The organism is Pseudorhodobacter sp. E13, from assembly GCF_003991405.1.
In the GTDB taxonomy this organism is placed as follows: Bacteria; Pseudomonadota; Alphaproteobacteria; order Rhodobacterales; family Rhodobacteraceae; genus Pseudorhodobacter.
Map to the genome: position 1 here is coordinate 129,526 of NZ_RPEN01000155.1, position 17,224 is coordinate 146,749.

At 59.9% G+C, this 17,224-nt stretch carries 20 protein-coding genes; 7 read left to right on the forward strand and 13 right to left on the reverse strand.

Annotated features, from left to right (window positions below; genetic code table 11):
* Window positions 1-2 precede the first annotated feature (2 nt).
* The 12 genes from EGN72_RS10350 to EGN72_RS10405 all read right to left on the reverse strand — a co-directional run bounded on the left by EGN72_RS10350 (window position 3) and on the right by EGN72_RS10405 (window position 8,543).
* Window positions 3-323 (reverse strand): hypothetical protein, encoded by a 321-nt coding sequence (locus EGN72_RS10350; protein ID WP_127047235.1) that lies wholly within the window; start codon window positions 321-323, stop codon window positions 3-5.
* A complete protein-coding gene (gene sdhA / locus EGN72_RS10355) occupies window positions 323-2,125 on the reverse strand; it encodes a succinate dehydrogenase flavoprotein subunit (protein ID WP_127047237.1) in 1,803 nt (600 codons plus the stop codon). Before sdhA ends, EGN72_RS10350 begins: the two co-directional genes overlap by 1 nt.
* Before the next feature lie 45 nt (window positions 2,126-2,170).
* Complete coding sequence (locus tag EGN72_RS10360; RefSeq protein ID WP_127047239.1) at window positions 2,171-2,746, reverse strand: hypothetical protein; 576 nt, start codon at window positions 2,744-2,746, stop codon at window positions 2,171-2,173.
* 9 nt (window positions 2,747-2,755) lie between these two features.
* On the reverse strand, window positions 2,756-3,127 hold the full coding sequence (gene sdhD, locus EGN72_RS10365) for a succinate dehydrogenase, hydrophobic membrane anchor protein (protein WP_127047241.1): 372 nt from the start codon (window positions 3,125-3,127) through the stop codon (window positions 2,756-2,758).
* 13 nt (window positions 3,128-3,140) lie between these two features.
* Window positions 3,141-3,527 carry a succinate dehydrogenase, cytochrome b556 subunit gene (gene sdhC / locus EGN72_RS10370; protein WP_127047243.1) on the reverse strand — a complete coding sequence of 129 codons (387 nt, stop codon included), beginning with the start codon at window positions 3,525-3,527 and terminating at the stop codon, window positions 3,141-3,143.
* 215 nt (window positions 3,528-3,742) lie between these two features.
* On the reverse strand, window positions 3,743-4,387 hold the full coding sequence (locus tag EGN72_RS10375) for a hypothetical protein (protein ID WP_127047245.1): 645 nt from the start codon (window positions 4,385-4,387) through the stop codon (window positions 3,743-3,745).
* Between the two features lie 48 nt (window positions 4,388-4,435).
* Window positions 4,436-5,158: a DUF4344 domain-containing metallopeptidase gene (locus EGN72_RS10380; RefSeq protein WP_158623173.1), complete on the reverse strand. Its 723-nt coding sequence runs from the start codon at window positions 5,156-5,158 to the stop codon at window positions 4,436-4,438.
* Between the two features lie 85 nt (window positions 5,159-5,243).
* A complete protein-coding gene (locus EGN72_RS10385) occupies window positions 5,244-5,801 on the reverse strand; it encodes an ankyrin repeat domain-containing protein (RefSeq protein ID WP_127047249.1) in 558 nt (185 codons plus the stop codon).
* A 1-nt stretch (window position 5,802) separates the two neighbouring features.
* Window positions 5,803-6,831, reverse strand: coding sequence for a MaoC family dehydratase (locus tag EGN72_RS10390; protein WP_127047251.1), 1,029 nt, complete (start codon window positions 6,829-6,831; stop codon window positions 5,803-5,805).
* Between the two features lie 98 nt (window positions 6,832-6,929).
* Window positions 6,930-7,133, reverse strand: coding sequence for a DUF1737 domain-containing protein (locus EGN72_RS10395; protein WP_127047253.1), 204 nt, complete (start codon window positions 7,131-7,133; stop codon window positions 6,930-6,932).
* A gap of 3 nt (window positions 7,134-7,136) precedes the next feature.
* Entirely contained in the window at window positions 7,137-7,679 is a 543-nt protein-coding gene (locus tag EGN72_RS10400; RefSeq protein WP_127047255.1) for an NnrU family protein, read from the reverse strand.
* Between the two features lie 15 nt (window positions 7,680-7,694).
* Complete coding sequence (locus tag EGN72_RS10405) at window positions 7,695-8,543, reverse strand: CoA ester lyase (RefSeq protein WP_127047258.1); 849 nt, start codon at window positions 8,541-8,543, stop codon at window positions 7,695-7,697.
* 214 nt (window positions 8,544-8,757) lie between these two features.
* On the opposite strand from EGN72_RS10405, the gene EGN72_RS10410 reads away from it, so the two are divergent.
* Window positions 8,758-9,075, forward strand: a complete 318-nt coding sequence (locus EGN72_RS10410; protein WP_127047260.1) for a hypothetical protein — start codon at window positions 8,758-8,760, stop codon at window positions 9,073-9,075.
* A 4-nt stretch (window positions 9,076-9,079) separates the two neighbouring features.
* On the opposite strand, the gene EGN72_RS10415 is transcribed toward EGN72_RS10410, so the two are convergent.
* Complete coding sequence (locus EGN72_RS10415) at window positions 9,080-9,823, reverse strand: sulfite exporter TauE/SafE family protein (RefSeq protein ID WP_127047262.1); 744 nt, start codon at window positions 9,821-9,823, stop codon at window positions 9,080-9,082.
* A gap of 153 nt (window positions 9,824-9,976) precedes the next feature.
* Here EGN72_RS10415 and mdh point away from each other — a divergent pair, with 153 nt between their 5' ends.
* The 6 genes from mdh to EGN72_RS10445 all read left to right on the forward strand — a co-directional run bounded on the left by mdh (window position 9,977) and on the right by EGN72_RS10445 (window position 17,221).
* Window positions 9,977-10,939, forward strand: coding sequence for a malate dehydrogenase (gene mdh / locus EGN72_RS10420; protein WP_127047264.1), 963 nt, complete (start codon window positions 9,977-9,979; stop codon window positions 10,937-10,939).
* A gap of 295 nt (window positions 10,940-11,234) precedes the next feature.
* Window positions 11,235-12,428, forward strand: a complete 1,194-nt coding sequence (gene sucC / locus EGN72_RS10425) for an ADP-forming succinate--CoA ligase subunit beta (RefSeq protein WP_127047266.1) — start codon at window positions 11,235-11,237, stop codon at window positions 12,426-12,428.
* A gap of 5 nt (window positions 12,429-12,433) precedes the next feature.
* The gene (locus EGN72_RS10430) at window positions 12,434-12,937 is read left to right on the forward strand and encodes a hypothetical protein (protein ID WP_127047268.1); all 504 of its coding nucleotides are present in this window, start codon (window positions 12,434-12,436) and stop codon (window positions 12,935-12,937) included.
* A 99-nt stretch (window positions 12,938-13,036) separates the two neighbouring features.
* On the forward strand, window positions 13,037-13,234 hold the full coding sequence (locus EGN72_RS10435) for a hypothetical protein (protein WP_127047270.1): 198 nt from the start codon (window positions 13,037-13,039) through the stop codon (window positions 13,232-13,234).
* Between the two features lie 46 nt (window positions 13,235-13,280).
* On the forward strand, window positions 13,281-14,165 hold the full coding sequence (gene sucD, locus EGN72_RS10440) for a succinate--CoA ligase subunit alpha (RefSeq protein ID WP_127047272.1): 885 nt from the start codon (window positions 13,281-13,283) through the stop codon (window positions 14,163-14,165).
* Between the two features lie 95 nt (window positions 14,166-14,260).
* Complete coding sequence (locus EGN72_RS10445) at window positions 14,261-17,221, forward strand: 2-oxoglutarate dehydrogenase E1 component (RefSeq protein ID WP_127047282.1); 2,961 nt, start codon at window positions 14,261-14,263, stop codon at window positions 17,219-17,221.
* Window positions 17,222-17,224 lie beyond the last annotated feature (3 nt).

Genomic DNA, 17,224 nt, shown 5'->3' on the forward strand with positions numbered 1-17,224 from the left:
CTCTACCGGTTGGCCAGCACAATGCCATTGGCATTGAGACAGGCTTGTGTTTCGGCCCGCCAGATGATCGCGCGCGCGATGCGGCGGGTCTGGGCATTCGGGGCGCTGTCAATGGCCGCTTGCAGCCTGTCCATCTCTGCCGGGGTGGCGGTTTGGGCGGCACAAGTGGCGATGGCAGGCATCAGGTATTGCGGTGCCGTGCCGACAAGCGACGCGCCGATCACTGCCTTTGCCCGTTGCGCAGGCGTGTCGGGCATGTTGCCTGGGGCAACACACCCGGCAAGCAAGGCCAAGGCAGCAGCAAGGATCGGCGCGTGGTGCATTAATACACCCGTGCTTTCGGCGCGATCTTTTTCAGATCAATCCCGCCATCTTCCTGCTTGGTCAGCGGGTCCATATGCACCGGGCGGGTGGACAGCGTGACCTTGCTGCCATCGACATGCGCAAGGGAGTGGACGCGCCAGTTTTTGTCGTCACGCTCTGGGTAATCCTCATGCGCGTGGGCACCACGGGATTCCTTGCGCGCCTCGGCCGCCACAATCGTCGCCAGCGCGTTCGGCATCAGGTTGCCCAGTTCCAGCGTTTCCATCAGGTCAGAGTTCCAGACCATCGACCGGTCCGTGACCTTCAGATCATCCATCTTGGCGGCGATGGCGGTCATTTTCACCACGCCTTCGGCCAGCGTCTTGTCGGTGCGGAACACGGCGGCATCAGCCTGCATGGTTTTCTGCATTTCCAACCGCAGTTCGGCGGTGGGCACGTTGCCCTTGGCATGGCGCACGGCATCAAAACGGCCAAGCGCCTTGTCCACTTCACCCTTGTTCACCGGGGCGTTGCGTTCCTTTGGGTTCACAATTTCACCCGCGCGGATCGCAGCGGCGCGGCCAAAGACCACAAGGTCGATCAAGGAGTTGGAGCCAAGACGGTTCGCCCCATGCACCGAGGCGCAGCCTGCCTCACCCACAGCCATCAGGCCGGGGAAGATGGCATCCGGGCTATCCTTGGTGGGGTTCAGCACCTCGCCAAAGTAATTGGTCGGAATACCGCCCATGTTGTAATGCACGGTCGGCAGCACCGGGATCGGCTCTTTTTGTAGGTCGACGCCAGCAAAGATGCGGGCGGATTCCGAAATGCCGGGCAAGCGCAGGTCCAGCGTTTCTTTGGGCAGGTGGTTCAGGTTCAGGTGGATGTGGTCCTTGTTCGGGCCAACGCCACGACCTTCGCGGATTTCAATCGTCATGCAGCGCGACACCACATCGCGGCTTGCGAGGTCTTTGTAGGTCGGCGCATAGCGTTCCATGAACCGCTCACCTTCCGAGTTGGTCAGATAACCGCCTTCGCCGCGCGCGCCTTCGGTGATCAGGCAGCCAGAGCCGTAGATGCCGGTGGGGTGAAACTGCACGAATTCCATATCTTGCAGCGGCAGGCCCGCACGCGCGACCATGCCGTTACCATCGCCGGTGCAGGTATGGGCCGAAGTGGCGCTGAAATAGGCGCGGCCATAGCCGCCCGTGGCCAGCACGACCATCTTGGCGTTGAACACATGGATCGTGCCATCATCCAGCTTCCACGCAACGATTCCGGTGCAGCGGCCATCGGTGATGATCAGGTCCAGCGCGAAATATTCGATGAAGAATTCCGCATTGTTCTTAAGGCTTTGACCGTAGAGCGTGTGCAGAATGGCGTGGCCGGTGCGGTCAGCGGCGGCACAGGTGCGTTGCACGGGCGGGCCTTCACCGAATTCGGTGGTATGGCCGCCAAAGGGGCGCTGGTAAATCTTGCCCTCTTCGGTGCGCGAAAACGGCACGCCGTAATGTTCCAACTCATACACGGCTTTGGGTGCTTCGCGCGCAAGGTATTCCATCGCGTCAGTGTCACCCAGCCAGTCCGACCCTTTGACGGTGTCATACATATGCCACTGCCAGTTGTCGGGCCCCATGTTCGACAGCGAGGCCGCGATGCCGCCTTGGGCCGCGACAGTGTGCGAACGGGTCGGGAAAACCTTGGTCACGCAAGCGGTGCGCAGGCCCTGTTCGGCCATGCCAAGCGTGGCGCGCAAACCAGCACCGCCAGCCCCCACGACAACAACGTCATATTCATGCGTCTCGTATTCGTATGCAGCCATGATATCCTCAATCGCTCCTTCGCGAGGGTTTGCCCCAATGTGCCTTCACTCGGTGAAGGGAAACTCGACTGTGCCATGGGCCAAGTCGGGATAGGACAGATCCTCCATTTGTTCGTAATGAGCGCCGATCAGGGCAGAAAACGCCTGCCCGCCATCGGCGATGAATGTTGGTTCCAGTGCGGTCGCGGTGGTGCCAAGGCAGGCAGCCATCTGGGCCAATTCGGTTTTATGCAGGGCGCCATCCCACAGCAGGGTGTCGCCGTATTGGGCTGTCGCCTCACGATACATATCGGGTTGGCGCAGGAAGGCGTAGTTCCAGCGGTTTGTGCCGCAGATCAAGACCACGCTCCACGAGATGAAGTCTTCTTCGACCAGCAGGTGAAAGGCCGGGCCGATGTTGGCCAGATCCGTCACACCCGCGTCAGTGCCAAGCATCACCCAGCGCGGTTTTGGCAATGCGGCCCAAGCGGCCTCGGCAGCGCTTTCACTGTCGATCACGTCATAGGGCAGGTCCAGCAGCGGGACGGTGGCTGCGCCAACAGATTGCACGAGCTGACCGCGCAGCGCCGCGAGGCTGGCTGCATCGGTCAAGACCTGCATGTAATCGGTGAACTCAGACATTCTGCTGCCTTAAAGCGCGATACGGATGAGGGCGAACAGCCCGGTCGCGGTGATCGCGTAGGAGATGGAAATGGCGAGGATCACCAGTGCCTTGCGGGCAGAGCCGCGGGCGTAATCCTCGATCATCATGGTGGCACCTTTGGCGAAATGCTGCATGCCGACAAACAGCACAAGGCCGGTCAGGATAGCCGGGAAGGGGCGCGCGAAGGTGGCGACAACCTCTGCCTGCGTGCCACCAAGGGCCGAGCCGAAGATGTAAAGCCATGTCGGCACCATAAAGGCCAAGGCGACGGCAGAGACCGTCATATACCAGTGATGTTCGGTGCCAGAGTGGGCGGAGCCTTTGCCCATGGCGCGCTTGCGGTCTGTCAGGTAACGCATGATCGCTGCCCCCTTATTGCACAAGAATGATGGTGATGATGGTCAGGATGACCGAACCGCCGATGCAGGCCCAGCCCAGCTTTTCCGCGGTGGGAATATCAAGGCCCTTGCCCGCGTCAAAGTAAAGGTGACGCAGCCCTGCAAGGTAGTGATACCAGATCGCCCACAGGGACGCAGTGAACACCAGATCGCCGAACCAAGAGGTCACAACCGCATCCGCCGTTGCGAAATATTCGGGCGAGGTTGCGGCGGCCAGAAGCCACCAGACCGCCAGAATGGTCCCGACGATCAGGCCGTTGCCCGTGATCCGCGTCAGGATCGACGTGATCGACGTGAGCTGGGGGCGGTAAATCTGCAAGTGGGGGGAAAGGGGGCGTTCAACCCGCTTTGCTTCTGCCATGGTTCATCCCTCGTGGCTGCGCCTTGCGGGATCTGCCCGCCACAGGCTTGCTGCTTTGAACTATGAATAGCGCATTTTTGGCTTGAGTCACCTGTCCCGAACAGAAAAAACAGCCGTTTTCGCGGCTGCCTATGCAGAAAAACAGTGCATGTGATCACAATTTTGAAGCCTGTGATCACATATTTGCCCCGCGTGGGCAGGCGGTTCCGGCCGGCTTACCGGCTCAACAGGGTGAAGTCATATTCCAGCAGACCCGCGATCCGGGGCTTTTCATCACTGGAATCGTGCAATCGCAGCGTCAGCGATGTGTTTTCACTGGCCCAGTAAGTGACGCCGAGGCTTGCATAGCTGTGCGACTGTTGTTCCCGGCCCAGCTTGGCCGCCAGCGACCATTGGTCGCTGAGCGTATAGGTCAGCTCTACGTTCGTATCTACGATCTTGGCGCTGGGATCATAGGCGATGGTGCCTGTCAGGTCGATCTGATCATTGAACTGTTGTCCCAGTTCAAAGCTGATCTGCCCGCAGCAATTGCCCGAATTGTTCAGCGTATAGCGCGAATAGGACAGTTGGTAATGCAGCCCCGAGTCCAGCGCGTTGCGATAGCCGAGCGTGTAGTCAATCTCGGTGTCATCGGTGCCGTTGCGGACCGTGGCAAAGTAGATTTCGGCAAAGAAACCAGCGATTTCCGCCTCAACATAGGCCTGCGCCGAGGCTTTGCCGTTCGAAAGCGTATGACCGTTGGAGATACTGTCGCTGAGCAGTTTGACACCGCCAGAAACGACCAGCGTTTCGGCCCGGGCCGCGCCGATGGGCAAGCACAGGGCCAAAATCAAGGGGATAGCGTGGCGGTTTGCGTTCATGTCATCGCCTCTTGATCTTTCTGCCCTGCGGGCGCGTGGGGTTTGTGATCACAAATCATTGGCGACCGCCTGCCGTTCCAGAAATTCGACAAATTCGGTGCAAATTGTGATGGTCGCCGTCTCTGAGATGTAAAAAGCATTCTCCTCGCCGCAGCTTTCCAGCGTGACTGCAAGCGGGCGCGGAAGTTTGTAGGTTTCATTCAGCGCGGCCACCTCATCGGCCAGAAGCGCGCTGATTTCACTGTCGGTTTCGCCCGAAAAAGCGATGGATTGCGCAGGTTTGCGGGTTTCCAGCGGTTCCAGCACAGTGGCCCAGGATGCGGCGGCCAGATCAAACTCCTCCACGCAGGTTTCGGCGCGGGCCTCGGGCAGTTCAAAATCCTCGGCCAGTGTGGCGCGGGTGTCGGGGTCGGCCCCGTAGAACAGGCAGACCTGATTGTAATAGCGTTGCATATCAAGGCCATGCACATCCCAGTAGGCGGGGTCTTCGGATTCTTGCGCGGCAAGTTCAAAGGACAGCGCGGTCAGCGCCGTGATGGATTGCGCGCTGTCTTCCTCCCAGAACGCGTCGAGCAGCAGGATCGACAGGATATCGGCGGCATCCTCCTCCTGCCCCAGAACGGGCGCATCGGTCAGGTCGATCAGGGCGTGGCCAAATTCGTGATAAAGCGTGGAAATGATGTTGGCGGTCACGAAATCCTGCGCGCCATCGGCATGCAAAGGCTGGGCGAAAAGGAGGAAGGCAAAAAGGGAAAAACGCAACGGTTTCATCGGGCGAACCTGTGCAAAATACGCATAACCCACTGTGCCGCGAATGAAGGTAGCCGCGCAAGGGAGATTTTGGATCAGGTGGCGATCAACCGGGAGGGGCGCCTGCGGATTGCAAATCATCGAGCAGATCTTGGTCCTGCCCGCTTTCGCTGGCGTAATACATCACGCTATGGCCCTGCGCATCGCGCAATCCCGCATCCGCCCCTGCGGCCAGCAAGGCGCGCACCATATCCGCGCCCTCCGGCTCTTGGGCGAACAGCATCAAGGGCGTGCGGCCTTGTGTGTCTGGCAGGTTGATATTGGCCCCGGCCGCCAGCACTGCGGGCAGGAAGTCAGGGTCGATCAGAATATGGATCAGCGCGATGCCGTCCGCGTTCTGGGTGTTGATATCCGCGCCATGGGCCAGAAGCAGGGCCAGCTTGGCGTCGAAATCCGCGTAATCCAGCATATGGATTGGCGCGAACCCATCGGGATCGCGGGCTGTGGCGATGGTGGGCGTGTCGGACAAGGTGGCCTCTACCGCCGTCAGGGGGCCCACGGCGATGAGTTCGAAGAACAGTTCCAGATCTTCTGCCGCGATGTCAGCGGCACTGAGCGGCGCGGCAAGCCAGACTGCCGCCAGAAGGCCAAGCAATGTGCGCATATCAGGTCGGCATCAGCGCCCAGTAATCGAGGTCGAGCAGCACATCGGGGTGATACTTTCCGTCCTCGCCACGCAGCGCAAAGGCGGGTGCCCCGTGTTTCACCGCAACCAGCCGCAAGCGGATCGCGCCGACGCCCGGCGCGTCTGTTTCGGCCTTGTCCAGCACCTCGGACCAAGCCCGCAGGGTATCGCCGCTGAAGCAGGGGTTGGCATGGGCGCCTGCGTTCAGGGCGACGATCATCTGCGCATTGGCCAAGCCGTTGAAAGACAGCGCGCGGGCGAGGCTGATGACATGGCCGCCATAGATCAGGCGGCGGCCATCATCGCGGTTGGTGGCATCAAAATGCACCTTGGCCGTGTTTTGCCACAGACGGGTGGCAAGCATGTGTTCGGCCTCTTCGATGGTCACACCGTCGACATGGTCGATTTGCTCGCCAATGGCATAATCGCCCCAGCGGTGCGGCTCCCCCGCGAGGGTGAAATCGTAATCGGTGAAATCGAGGCCCTCGGGGATGACAAGGCGGTCTGCGGCCACGCTTTGCGGCAGGTCGGGGATCACGGTTTCGGGGGCGGGCGTGTCGCGGTGCTTGCGCACCATGACCCATCGCACATAGTCCAGCACCGGTTCATCGCGTTGGTTCAGGCCTGTCGTGCGCACATAGACGACCCCGGATTTGCCGTTGGAGTTCTGCTTGAGGCCGATCACCGTGCTTTCCGAGCGTAGCGTGTCACCGGGGTAAACCGGGGCAAGCCAGCGACCATCGGCATAGCCGAGGTTTGCAACGGCATTCAGCGATATGTCAGGGACGGTTTTGCCAAAGACGGTGTGAAAGGCGATCAGGTCGTCCAAGGGCGAGCCTTCGAGCCCGCAGCGCGCAGCGAAATCATCAGAGGAATAAAGCGCATGGCGGGCAGGGTAAAGCGCATGATACAGCGCGCGCTCGCCTTCGGCCACGGTGCGGGGAACGGCGTGTTGGATCGTTTCGCCCAAGGTGTAATCTTCGAAAAAGCGGCCGGGATTGGTTTTCATGGGGATGGTCCTTGGGGCGGTAAAAGGGGGGTGGGCAGATTGCCCACCCTACGAGGGGGCAGGGTAGGGTGGGCAATCTGCCCACCGCCACCTGTGGGTCAGTGTTGGCCCAGTTTGGTTTCGGGCGTGTAGGTGCCGGGGGCCTCTTTCACCACGGCTTGCCCGCAGCGCATCACGCCTTTGGCGGCATCCCAGGCATAGGTGGGCGAGCCATGCAGCTCCCACCCTTTGTTCAGCGCATCGGTGACTTTGTGGCAAAAGGCCGATGTGTCTTCTTCGGTCAGCAGGCGGTAGAGCTTCATGGTTCACCCAAACGGATTATAGCCGAGCCAGATATGCACGGCGGCGGTTAGCGAAAAGACGATGACTGTGGCCACGACAGCGGTGATTTCCTTTTTCACCGGCACGGCATGGTAGGGGCCGGGCGGGGCCACGCGGTTCAGCACGATCACCTCGGCCAAGGCCCAAGTAAACAGCCCGCCAAACAGCAGGAAGGACGGTGTATCGCCATTCACCAGCAGATGCGCAATGGCCCAGACCTTCACGGCGGTCAGTTGCGGGTTGCGCACCCATTTGGTGATGCGGGTTTTCGCGCCGGACGCGGCAAACAGATAAAACGCAAACAGCATCAACAGGTTGTTGATGCCTGTCATCGCCGGGCTGCGGCCCCAGAAAAACGCCCCCTCTGCCCCGCGATAGCCGATCACCATCAGCACAATCGCCAACACAGAGCCTAGCGCCACAATCGCCTTGCCCTTGTCACCGAACCGCGCGCGGTTGACGGGCGCGATGCGTTTCCAGAAGTGAAGGCCGGACCACAACAGAAGGCCAAGGAGGATAAGAAACATGACGCGCCTTTCGGTTCAGGCCATCGCCGCGATGGCCTTTGCTTTGGCCAAGGTCGCCTCTGCGGTGACAATATGCAAGTTCTCAACGATCTTGCCATCCACAACCGCCACGCCTTGCCCTTCGGCTTTTGCCGCGTTGAACGCATCAATCTGGCGCTGGGCGAGGGTGATTTCAGCCTCGGACGGGGCGAAGGCGGTGTTGGCAATCTCCAACTGTGCCGGGTGGATCAGGGTTTTGCCGTCAAAGCCCATATCGCGGCCTTGTTCACATTCGGCGCGCAGGCCGTCCTCATCTTTGAAGGCGTTATAGACCCCGTCGATGATGACCAGATCATGCGCCTTGGCCGCCAGCAGGCACAGGCCAAGCCCGGACTGCATCGGCAAACGGTCAGGCCGGAAGCGGCTGTTCAGTTCCTTGGCCAGATCATTGGTGCCCATCACCATGCCCGCCAGCCTTGGGTGGGCGGCAATCGCTGTGGCGTTCAGCATTCCCAGCGCGGTTTCCATCATCGCCCAGAGCGGGGTATCGGGGATCATCTCGGCCACGGCATCCAGATCCTCGGGGGTGGACACCTTGGGGATCAGCAGCGCGTCAATCCTGGCCCCGACAAAGGCAGCAATATCATCCGCGCCCCATTCGGTATCCAAGCCATTCACCCGCACAATCCGCGCCCGGTTGCCGTAATCAGCCTGTGCCAGCGTTTCGACCAGCAGCGCGCGCGCGGCGGTTTTTTCATCGGGGGCGACGGCATCTTCCAGATCAAAGATGATCGCATCGGTGGCGAGGCTCTGCGCCTTTTCCAACGCACGCTCTTTGGAGCCGGGGATGTAGAGGACGGAGCGATAGGGGCGGGTGGTGGACATGATTCTCTCTCAAGCAACTTTGTTGCGCTATGGGTCACGATTTTGGCACATTCTTCAACCCCAAATTTGCCGCAGCGCAGCATTGATGCCGGGCCGCAGGCCGCGCGATTAACCTTTTTTGCGCATTTCAGGCGCAGGCTTTGGATCAGTCGGATGTGATGTTCCCGGCCCAAGGCGCAAGCACGCGGGCTGGTCCAAACGGAAAGGTTTACAGATGAAAAACGCAGTTTTCGCCCTGTCACTCGGGTTTGGCGCCTTGATCCTGATCACGCAGGCCCATGCCCAAACGCAAGCCCCGCAATGTGGGCCGCGCGCAGCCGTTGTTGCGCAACTGGCCGACCGCTATGGCGAAACCCGCCGCTCTATGGGGCTGGCGGCCAATAACATGGTGATGGAGGTTTTTGCCTCGGACGCCTCGCAAAGCTGGACGATCACGGTGACAACGCCGCAAGGGCAAACCTGCCTTGTCGCCTCGGGTCAGGGGTTTGAGGCGATGGCCGAAGAACTGCCCGCCAAAGGCGACCCGGCCTGACGCCTCAGCCGGTGACGGCCACCCAAAGCATGCGCAGTGACAGCAGCAGCAAGGCCCAAAGCACCAGAAGGTAAAACTGCTTTTCCGGCAGAATACGCACCAGCCGCACCCCGGCAAAGACAGCAAGGGTTGCAGGCAGGATAAGCCAGATCGCGACCGGCAGGCTGTCAAAGGACATGATGCCAATGGACCAATAGGCCGGAAGCTTCACCGCGTTGACCCATGTGAACAGGATGGTGGAGGTTCCGGCGAAAACCGCCTTGGGCATGCGCAGCGGCAAAGTGTAGATTTGATAGGGCGGCCCGCCCGCATGGCTGACAAAACTGGTAAAGCCTGCCGCGATCCCCCAGAACACACCGGGGCCGACCCGTGCCTCTTTGGCCGCGGCGCTGGCCCCCCGGCCCAAAAGGCGGCTGATGGCAAAGATGCTGCCCAAGGCCCCGATGACACCCCCCACCATATGTTCCGAGATCAGGTTTGCCGTGGCCCAGCCAATCCCGATGCCGATGGCCGTTGCGGGAAACATGATCTTGAGCACGCGCAGATCATAGTCGCGGCGATAGGCCCAGACGCCGAACCAGTCGGAGACGATATAGATCGGTAGCATCAACCCTGCGGCCTGCAAAGGTGGCATCACCAGGGACAGAATCGGCACCGACATCATCGCCACCACGGGCAAACCGCCCTTGGACAGGCCGACCGATATCGACGCGATCACCGCCGCGCACCAGAATGCCGTGCCTTCCATTGCCCGCTCCATCCGCTTTTGAATTCGCTTTAGCGCAAACATCGCGCTGACAACAGGCCCCGACGTCATGCCGCGTTGCAGCGCCCTTGCTTAATGCGAAACAAGGGGCTAGGCATCCCCCCATCAAAACAACCCGACCCGGAGATTGATATCATGGCCAGACCCAAGATTGCACTTATCGGCGCGGGGCAGATTGGCGGCACGCTCGCCCATCTCGCCGCGATCAAGGAATTGGGCGATGTCGTCCTGTTCGATATTGCTGAAGGCACCCCGCAAGGCAAAGCGCTGGATATCGCGCAATCTGGCCCGTCCGAGGGCTTTGACGCCGCCATGAAAGGCGCAAATTCCTATGAGGATATCGCCGGCGCCGATGTCTGCATCGTGACCGCAGGCGTGCCGCGCAAGCCGGGCATGAGCCGCGATGACCTGCTGGGCATCAACCTCAAGGTCATGAAATCGGTTGGCGAAGGCATCAAGCAGCACGCCCCGAATGCCTTTGTGATCTGCATCACCAACCCGCTGGACGCGATGGTCTGGGCCCTGCGCGAATTTTCGGGCCTGCCGCATAACAAGGTTGTCGGCATGGCCGGCGTGCTGGATTCCGCGCGCTTCCGTCACTTCCTGTCGCTGGAATTCAACGTCTCCATGCGCGATGTGACCGCGTTTGTGCTGGGTGGCCATGGCGATACGATGGTGCCTTTGGCACGCTATTCCACCGTTGGCGGCGTGCCGCTGCCGGATCTGGTTGAAATGGGCTGGACCACGCAGGACAAGCTGGATGCGATCATCCAGCGCACCCGTGATGGCGGTGCCGAAATCGTTGGTCTGCTGAAAACCGGGTCCGCCTTCTATGCACCTGCAACCAGCGCGATCGAGATGGCTGAGGCCTATCTGAAAGACCAGAAGCGTCTGCTGCCCTGCGCTGCCTATTGCGATGGCGAGTTGGGCGTGAAGGATATGTATGTCGGCGTGCCGACCATCATCGGCGCTGGCGGGATTGAACGCATCGTCGAAATCAAGATGAACGCGGCCGAGCAAGCCATGTTCGACAAATCCGTCGACGCGGTGAAGGGCCTTGTGGCCGCCTGCAAAGGCATCGACCCGTCGCTGGCCTAAGCCATTCGGGACAGACAGATCGGGGCATCCTTTGGGGTGCCCCTTTTGCATTTCAGGGGGCTGATTTTCGGCAGATGGGCGCCCGACCGCTGCGTCCCGCCCGTGTTTTTCCTGTTTCCGCGCCCCGCGAATCATAACAGTCCGTTAAAGTCGCAGGGTTTGTGATCACACTTTTCAAAGCTGTGATCACAAATGTCGGAATTTTCTGCGAAAAGCCGCATTTCCAATAAATCCCTTTTGAAACGGCTTATTTTTATGGCATCACGGGGCAAATTCCTTACCGATGGGACAGCCGATGAATATTCACGAATACCAAGCCAAGGCCCTTTTGCGCAGCTATGGCGCGCCGGTCTCTGACGGCCTTGTGGTTTTGCGCGCGGAAGAGGCGAAGACGGCGGCAGGTGAGCTTGATGGCCCGCTTTGGGTTGTGAAAGCGCAGATCCATGCCGGCGGGCGTGGCAAAGGCAGCTTCAAAGAAGCCGAAGCCGGTGAAAAAGGCGGCGTCCGTCTGGCAAAATCCGTGGGCGAAGCCGCAGAGATGGCCAAGCAGATGCTGGGCCGCACGCTGGTGACGCACCAGACCGGCCCTGCGGGCAAGCAGGTCAACCGCATCTATATCGAAGACGGTTCCGACATCGCGCGCGAACTTTACCTCGCGCTGCTGGTGGATCGTGCCTCCAGCCGGATTTCCTTTGTGGCCTCGACCGAAGGCGGCATGGATATCGAAGAAGTCGCCGCGAAAACCCCGGAGAAGATTGTCAGCTTCACCGTTGATCCGGCCTCGGGCCTGTCTGATTTCCACGGCCGCCGCGTGGCCTTTGCCTTGGGTCTGACCGGTGGTCAGGTCAAGCAATGCGTGGGGCTGATCAAGATCCTCTACAAAGCCTTTGTCGAAAAAGACATGGAAATGCTGGAGATCAACCCGCTGATCGTGACCCCGGAAGGCAACATCAAGGTGCTGGACGCCAAGGTTTCCTTCGACGGCAACGCGATGTATCGCCATTCCGACATTCTGGCACTGCGGGACGAAACCGAAGAAGACCCGAAAGAACTGGCGGCCTCGAAATTCGACCTGAACTATATCGCCCTGGACGGTGAGATTGGCTGCATGGTCAACGGTGCGGGCCTTGCGATGGCAACGATGGATATCATCAAGCTGTATGGCGCAGAGCCTGCGAACTTCCTTGATGTCGGCGGCGGCGCGACCAAGGAAAAAGTGACCGAAGCGTTCAAGATCATCACCTCGGACCCGAACGTCAAAGGTATTCTGGTCAATATCTTCGGCGGCATCATGCGCTGCGATGTGATCGCGGAAGGTGTGATTTCTGCGGTTAAGGAAGTGGGCCTGAAGGTGCCGCTGGTGGTGCGTCTGGAAGGGACCAATGTTGAAGAAGGCAAGGCCATCATCAACAATTCCGGGCTGGCCGTGATCGCGGCGGAAAACCTGAAAGATGGCGCACAGAAGATCGTGAAAGCGGTGAAGGGCTGATCACCATGCTCCGCACATTGCTTTTGTCAGCCCTGATGGTCAGCCCTGCCGTTGCGCAGGATGAGCAAATGATGGGGCTTCAGCTTCGGCAGCTGACCGCCGAAGGAAACACAGTTGTGCTGGGCGCTTATGCGGCCTGCATTCTGGGCAAAGGCGATGTTGAGGCGACGGCGGCACTGTTCACCCAAGCGGGCTGGACCCGCACGGATGACAGTGAAATGGGCGTCACCGAACTGGCGGGCAGCAATGGCGTAGTTGCTGTTACGCTGTATGACGGCGGGCGCATTTGTTCTGTGACCAGTGAAGTGCTGGGCACCGCAAGCACTGAATCCTCGTTGGTGGCCACACTCGCCCTTGCCGGTTGGCCGATCACCCCGACCGAAGGCGAAGGCGGTTGCGCAGCCTATGTGATGCCAGAGCTGGGCATTGCCTCGCTTACCTCCTCTGGGCAGGACCCTGTGTGCCAATCTGACAGCAGCAGTGACGCCCGTTTTACCTTTGGCCTGTAGGGCCACAAAGCGCAGCGGGGGCCGATTGGCCCCCGGCACACAAACCGCATTCGGCCTGACAGGCTGCGGAAAACGTCAACAGTGGTGAAAGGGTATGAAATGCAAAAGGTTTTGATGGGGTCAGTGGTTTTGTTGATGCTGGCAGCCTGCGGCGGCGGCGTGACCTCTGGCACGACTGGCAGCGATGGCAATGAAGCGGCTGTGTGTGATGAACAATCCCGTTGGGCACAATCGGGCAAGATTGGTGGCGGCGACATCACCATCACCTGCCCCGGCTATGCCCGCCCCGGTTACTGATAACCGGCACCATTCGGTGCCAAGATGACTACATAAGGAGGCCCGAATGGCCGTACTCGTCAATGAAAATACCCGTGTGATCTGCCAAGGCTTCACGGGAAGCCAAGGCACTTTTCACTCGGAACAGGCCATCGCCTATGGCACCAAGATGGTCGGTGGCGTGACCCCCGGCAAGGGCGGTTCCACCCATTTGAACCTGCCGGTGTTCAACTCTGTGCATGAGGCAAAGGACCGCACGCAGGCCAACGCATCCGTGATCTATGTGCCGCCGCCCTTTGCCGCAGATTCCATTCTGGAGGCGATCGACGCCGAAATGGAACTGATCGTCTGCATCACCGAAGGCATCCCGGTGCTGGACATGATGAAGGTGAAGCGCGCGCTGGAAGGCTCCAAATCCCGGCTGATCGGGCCGAACTGCCCCGGCGTCATCACCCCGGACGCGTGCAAGATCGGCATCATGCCGGGCCATATTCACCGCCGCGGTTCGGTTGGTGTTGTGTCGCGCTCGGGCACGCTGACCTATGAGGCGGTGAAGCAAACCACCGATCTGGGCCTTGGTCAGTCTTCGGCTGTTGGCATCGGCGGCGACCCGATCAAAGGGACCGAGCATATCGACGTGCTGGAAATGTTCCTGGCCGACCCGGAAACCACCGCGATCATCATGATCGGTGAAATCGGTGGCTCTGCCGAGGAAGAAGCCGCGCAGTTCCTCGCGGATGAGCGCAAGAAAGGCCGCTGGAAGCCGACCGCTGGCTTTATCGCAGGCCGCACCGCCCCTCCGGGCCGCCGCATGGGCCACGCAGGCGCGATTGTCGCCGGTGGCAAAGGCGATGCCGAAAGCAAGATCGAGGCGATGAAAGCCGCCGGGATCGTGGTTGCCGAAAGCCCGGCTCATCTGGGCGAGGCTGTGATGGCCGCCATCAAGGCGTAATGTGCGGGGCGGGGGAAACCCCGCCTTCACACTCTTTTCGTAGTGGTGGTTCTTGTCCGCCCTACACCCGGCCCCAACCCCAAAGAGGTCCAAAAATGACCGAGCAATCCCCCACAGCCCAATTCCGCGCCGAATCCTATCTGGATGGGGCGAATGCCGATTACATCGACCAGATGGCGGCGAGACATGCGCAAGACCCTGCATCCGTTGATGCAAGCTGGGCCGCGTTTTTCGACGCGCTGGGAGAGGCGGACCGCGTGGCGCAAGCCGCAGCCGATGGGCCCTCATGGGCGCGCAAGGATTGGCCGCCGGTGCCAAGCGACGATCTGACTGGCGCGCTGACGGGTGAATGGCCGGTGATGCCGTCGAAAGAGGGCAAGGCCGCAGGGCAGAAAATCGTGGAAAAGGCCGCCGCCGCGGGTGTGTCCTTGTCGGATGCGCAGGTGCAACGTGCTGTGCTGGATTCCATTCGCGCGCTGATGATCATTCGCGCTTATCGTATCCGGGGCCATCTGGCCGCTGATCTGGACCCGCTGGGGATGCAAGACCGCTCCAACCACCCGGAGCTGGACCCGAAATCCTATGGTTTCACCGAAACCGATATGGATCGCCCGATCTTCATCGACAATGTTCTGGGTCTGCAAGTCGCCTCCATGCGGCAGATCATCGACATCGTGAAGCGCACCTATTGCGGCACCTTCGCGCTGCAATACATGCATATTTCCGACCCGGAGCAGGCAAGCTGGCTGAAAGAGCGGATTGAAGGTTATGGCAAGGAAATCGCCTTCACCAAAATGGGCCGCAAAGCGATCCTGAACAAGCTGGTCGAGGCAGAAGGCTTCGAGAAATTCCTGCATGTGAAATACATGGGGACCAAGCGTTTCGGTCTTGATGGCGGCGAAAGCCTGATCCCTGCGATGGAGCAGATCATCAAGCGCGGCGGTGCCTTGGGCGTCAAGGAAATCGTGATCGGTATGCCGCACCGGGGCCGCCTAAGCGTGCTGGCCAATGTGATGCAAAAGCCTTATCGCGCGATTTTCAACGAGTTTCAGGGCGGCAGCTTCAAACCCGAAGATGTGGATGGCTCTGGCGATGTGAAATACCACCTCGGCGCCTCCTCGGATCGTGAGTTTGATGGCAACACCGTCCACCTGTCGCTGACCGCGAACCCCAGCCACCTTGAAGCGGTGAATCCGGTTGTTCTGGGAAAGGTTCGCGCCAAGCAAGACCAGATCAACGATAGCGAGCGGTATCAGGTTCTGCCGATCCTGCTGCATGGCGATGCGGCTTTTGCGGGGCAGGGTGTTGTGGCGGAATGTTTTGGCTTGTCGGGCCTGCGCGGGCACCGCACGGGCGGCACCATTCATATTGTGGTGAACAACCAGATCGGCTTTACCACCGCGCCCCATTTCAGCCGCTCCAGCCCTTATCCGACCGATATCGCGCTGATGGTGGAAGCCCCGATTTTCCACGTCAACGGCGATGACCCGGAAGCTGTGGTGCATGCCGCAAAGGTGGCGACCGAGTTCCGCCAGAAGTTCCACAAGGATGTGGTGCTGGATATTTTCTGCTACCGCCGCTTTGGTCACAACGAAGGCGATGAGCCGATGTTCACCAACCCGGCGATGTATACCCAGATCAAAAAGCACAAGACCACCTTGTCGCTTTATACAGAGCGTCTGGTCAAGGATGGCCTGATCCCCGAGGGTGAGATCGAGGATATGAAGGCTGCTTTCCAAGCCCATCTGAACGATGAGTTCGAAGCGGGCAAGGATTACAAGCCCAACAAGGCCGATTGGCTGGATGGCCGCTGGAAGAACATGTCGCGCGAGGGCGACAAGTATGAGCCCGGTAAAACCGCGATCACCAAAGAGGCGATGGCCGAAATCGGCGCGGCACTGACCAAGGTGCCGGATGGATTTGACCTGCACAAAACCGTTGGCCGTCAGTTGGACGCCAAGAAAAAGATGTTCGAAGATGGCGTCGGCTTTGACTGGGCAACCGCCGAAGCGCTTGCCTTTGGCAGCCTCGTGACCGAAGGTTTCCCGGTGCGTCTGTCCGGGCAGGATTGCACCCGTGGCACGTTCAGCCAGCGTCATTCGGCCTTTATCAACCAATCCACCGAAGAGCGTTACTACCCGCTCAATCACATCAAGGCAGGTCAGGCCCGCTATGAGGTGATCGATTCCATGCTGTCGGAATATGCGGTGCTTGGCTTCGAATATGGCTATTCGCTGTCGGAACCAAATGCCCTGACCATGTGGGAAGCGCAGTTCGGTGATTTCGCCAATGGCGCGCAGATCATGTTTGATCAGTTCATCAACTCGGGCGAAAGCAAATGGTTGCGGATGTCGGGCCTCGTTTGCCTGTTGCCGCATGGCTATGAAGGGCAGGGGCCGGAACATTCCTCCGCACGGCCAGAACGCTTCTTGCAGATGTCGGCGAATGAAAACTGGATTGTGGCGAATTGCTCTACCCCCGCCAACTATTTCCACATCTTGCGCCGCCAGTTGCATCGCGATTTCCGCAAACCGCTGATCCTGATGACGCCGAAATCCTTGCTGCGTCACCCGATGTGCGTGTCAGATGCCGAGGATTTCCTGTCAGGCTCTTCCTTCCACCGCGTGTTGTGGGATGATGCGCAAAAGGGCCATTCGGATCTGAAGCTGAAAGCCGATGCCAAAATCAAGCGCGTCGTCATGTGCTCGGGCAAGGTTTATTATGACCTGCTGGCCGCCCGTGATGCGCAGGGCTTGGATGATGTTTATCTGCTGCGGCTGGAGCAGTTCTACCCCTTCCCGGCCAACAGCTTGGTCAAGGAATTGGAGCGGTTCAAGGATGCCGAGGTGATCTGGTGTCAGGAAGAGCCGAAAAACCAAGGCTATTGGAGCTTTGTTGAACCCAATATCGAATGGGTCCTGACCAAGGTGAATGGCAAATCCAAACGCGCGCGCTATGCCGGGCGTCATGCCTCGGCCTCGCCGGCCACCGGTCTGGCCAGCCGCCACAAGTCGGAACAAGAGGCGCTGATCGCAGATGCGCTGACGGGGGGCTAAGGC

Bases quoted from the DNA above. Each gene is read 5' to 3' on its own strand.
- mdh (WP_127047264.1), top strand. From the start codon at position 9,977: ATGGCCAGACCCAAGATTGCACTTATCGGCGCGGGGCAGATTGGCGGC.
- EGN72_RS10405 (WP_127047258.1), bottom strand. From the start codon at position 8,543: ATGTCCACCACCCGCCCCTATCGCTCCGTCCTCTACATCCCCGGCTCC.
- EGN72_RS10400 (WP_127047255.1), bottom strand. From the start codon at position 7,679: ATGTTTCTTATCCTCCTTGGCCTTCTGTTGTGGTCCGGCCTTCACTTC.
- sucC (WP_127047266.1), top strand. From the start codon at position 11,235: ATGAATATTCACGAATACCAAGCCAAGGCCCTTTTGCGCAGCTATGGC.
- EGN72_RS10385 (WP_127047249.1), bottom strand. From the start codon at position 5,801: ATGCGCACATTGCTTGGCCTTCTGGCGGCAGTCTGGCTTGCCGCGCCG.
- EGN72_RS10415 (WP_127047262.1), bottom strand. From the start codon at position 9,823: ATGGAAGGCACGGCATTCTGGTGCGCGGCGGTGATCGCGTCGATATCG.
- sdhA (WP_127047237.1), bottom strand. From the start codon at position 2,125: ATGGCTGCATACGAATACGAGACGCATGAATATGACGTTGTTGTCGTG.
- EGN72_RS10395 (WP_127047253.1), bottom strand. From the start codon at position 7,133: ATGAAGCTCTACCGCCTGCTGACCGAAGAAGACACATCGGCCTTTTGC.
- sdhC (WP_127047243.1), bottom strand. From the start codon at position 3,527: ATGGCAGAAGCAAAGCGGGTTGAACGCCCCCTTTCCCCCCACTTGCAG.
- sucD (WP_127047272.1), top strand. From the start codon at position 13,281: ATGGCCGTACTCGTCAATGAAAATACCCGTGTGATCTGCCAAGGCTTC.
- EGN72_RS10435 (WP_127047270.1), top strand. From the start codon at position 13,037: ATGCAAAAGGTTTTGATGGGGTCAGTGGTTTTGTTGATGCTGGCAGCC.
- EGN72_RS10350 (WP_127047235.1), bottom strand. From the start codon at position 323: ATGCACCACGCGCCGATCCTTGCTGCTGCCTTGGCCTTGCTTGCCGGG.
- EGN72_RS10430 (WP_127047268.1), top strand. From the start codon at position 12,434: ATGCTCCGCACATTGCTTTTGTCAGCCCTGATGGTCAGCCCTGCCGTT.
- sdhD (WP_127047241.1), bottom strand. From the start codon at position 3,127: ATGCGTTACCTGACAGACCGCAAGCGCGCCATGGGCAAAGGCTCCGCC.
- EGN72_RS10390 (WP_127047251.1), bottom strand. From the start codon at position 6,831: ATGAAAACCAATCCCGGCCGCTTTTTCGAAGATTACACCTTGGGCGAA.
- EGN72_RS10410 (WP_127047260.1), top strand. From the start codon at position 8,758: ATGAAAAACGCAGTTTTCGCCCTGTCACTCGGGTTTGGCGCCTTGATC.
- EGN72_RS10445 (WP_127047282.1), top strand. From the start codon at position 14,261: ATGACCGAGCAATCCCCCACAGCCCAATTCCGCGCCGAATCCTATCTG.
- EGN72_RS10380 (WP_158623173.1), bottom strand. From the start codon at position 5,158: ATGAAACCGTTGCGTTTTTCCCTTTTTGCCTTCCTCCTTTTCGCCCAG.
- EGN72_RS10375 (WP_127047245.1), bottom strand. From the start codon at position 4,387: ATGAACGCAAACCGCCACGCTATCCCCTTGATTTTGGCCCTGTGCTTG.
- EGN72_RS10360 (WP_127047239.1), bottom strand. From the start codon at position 2,746: ATGTCTGAGTTCACCGATTACATGCAGGTCTTGACCGATGCAGCCAGC.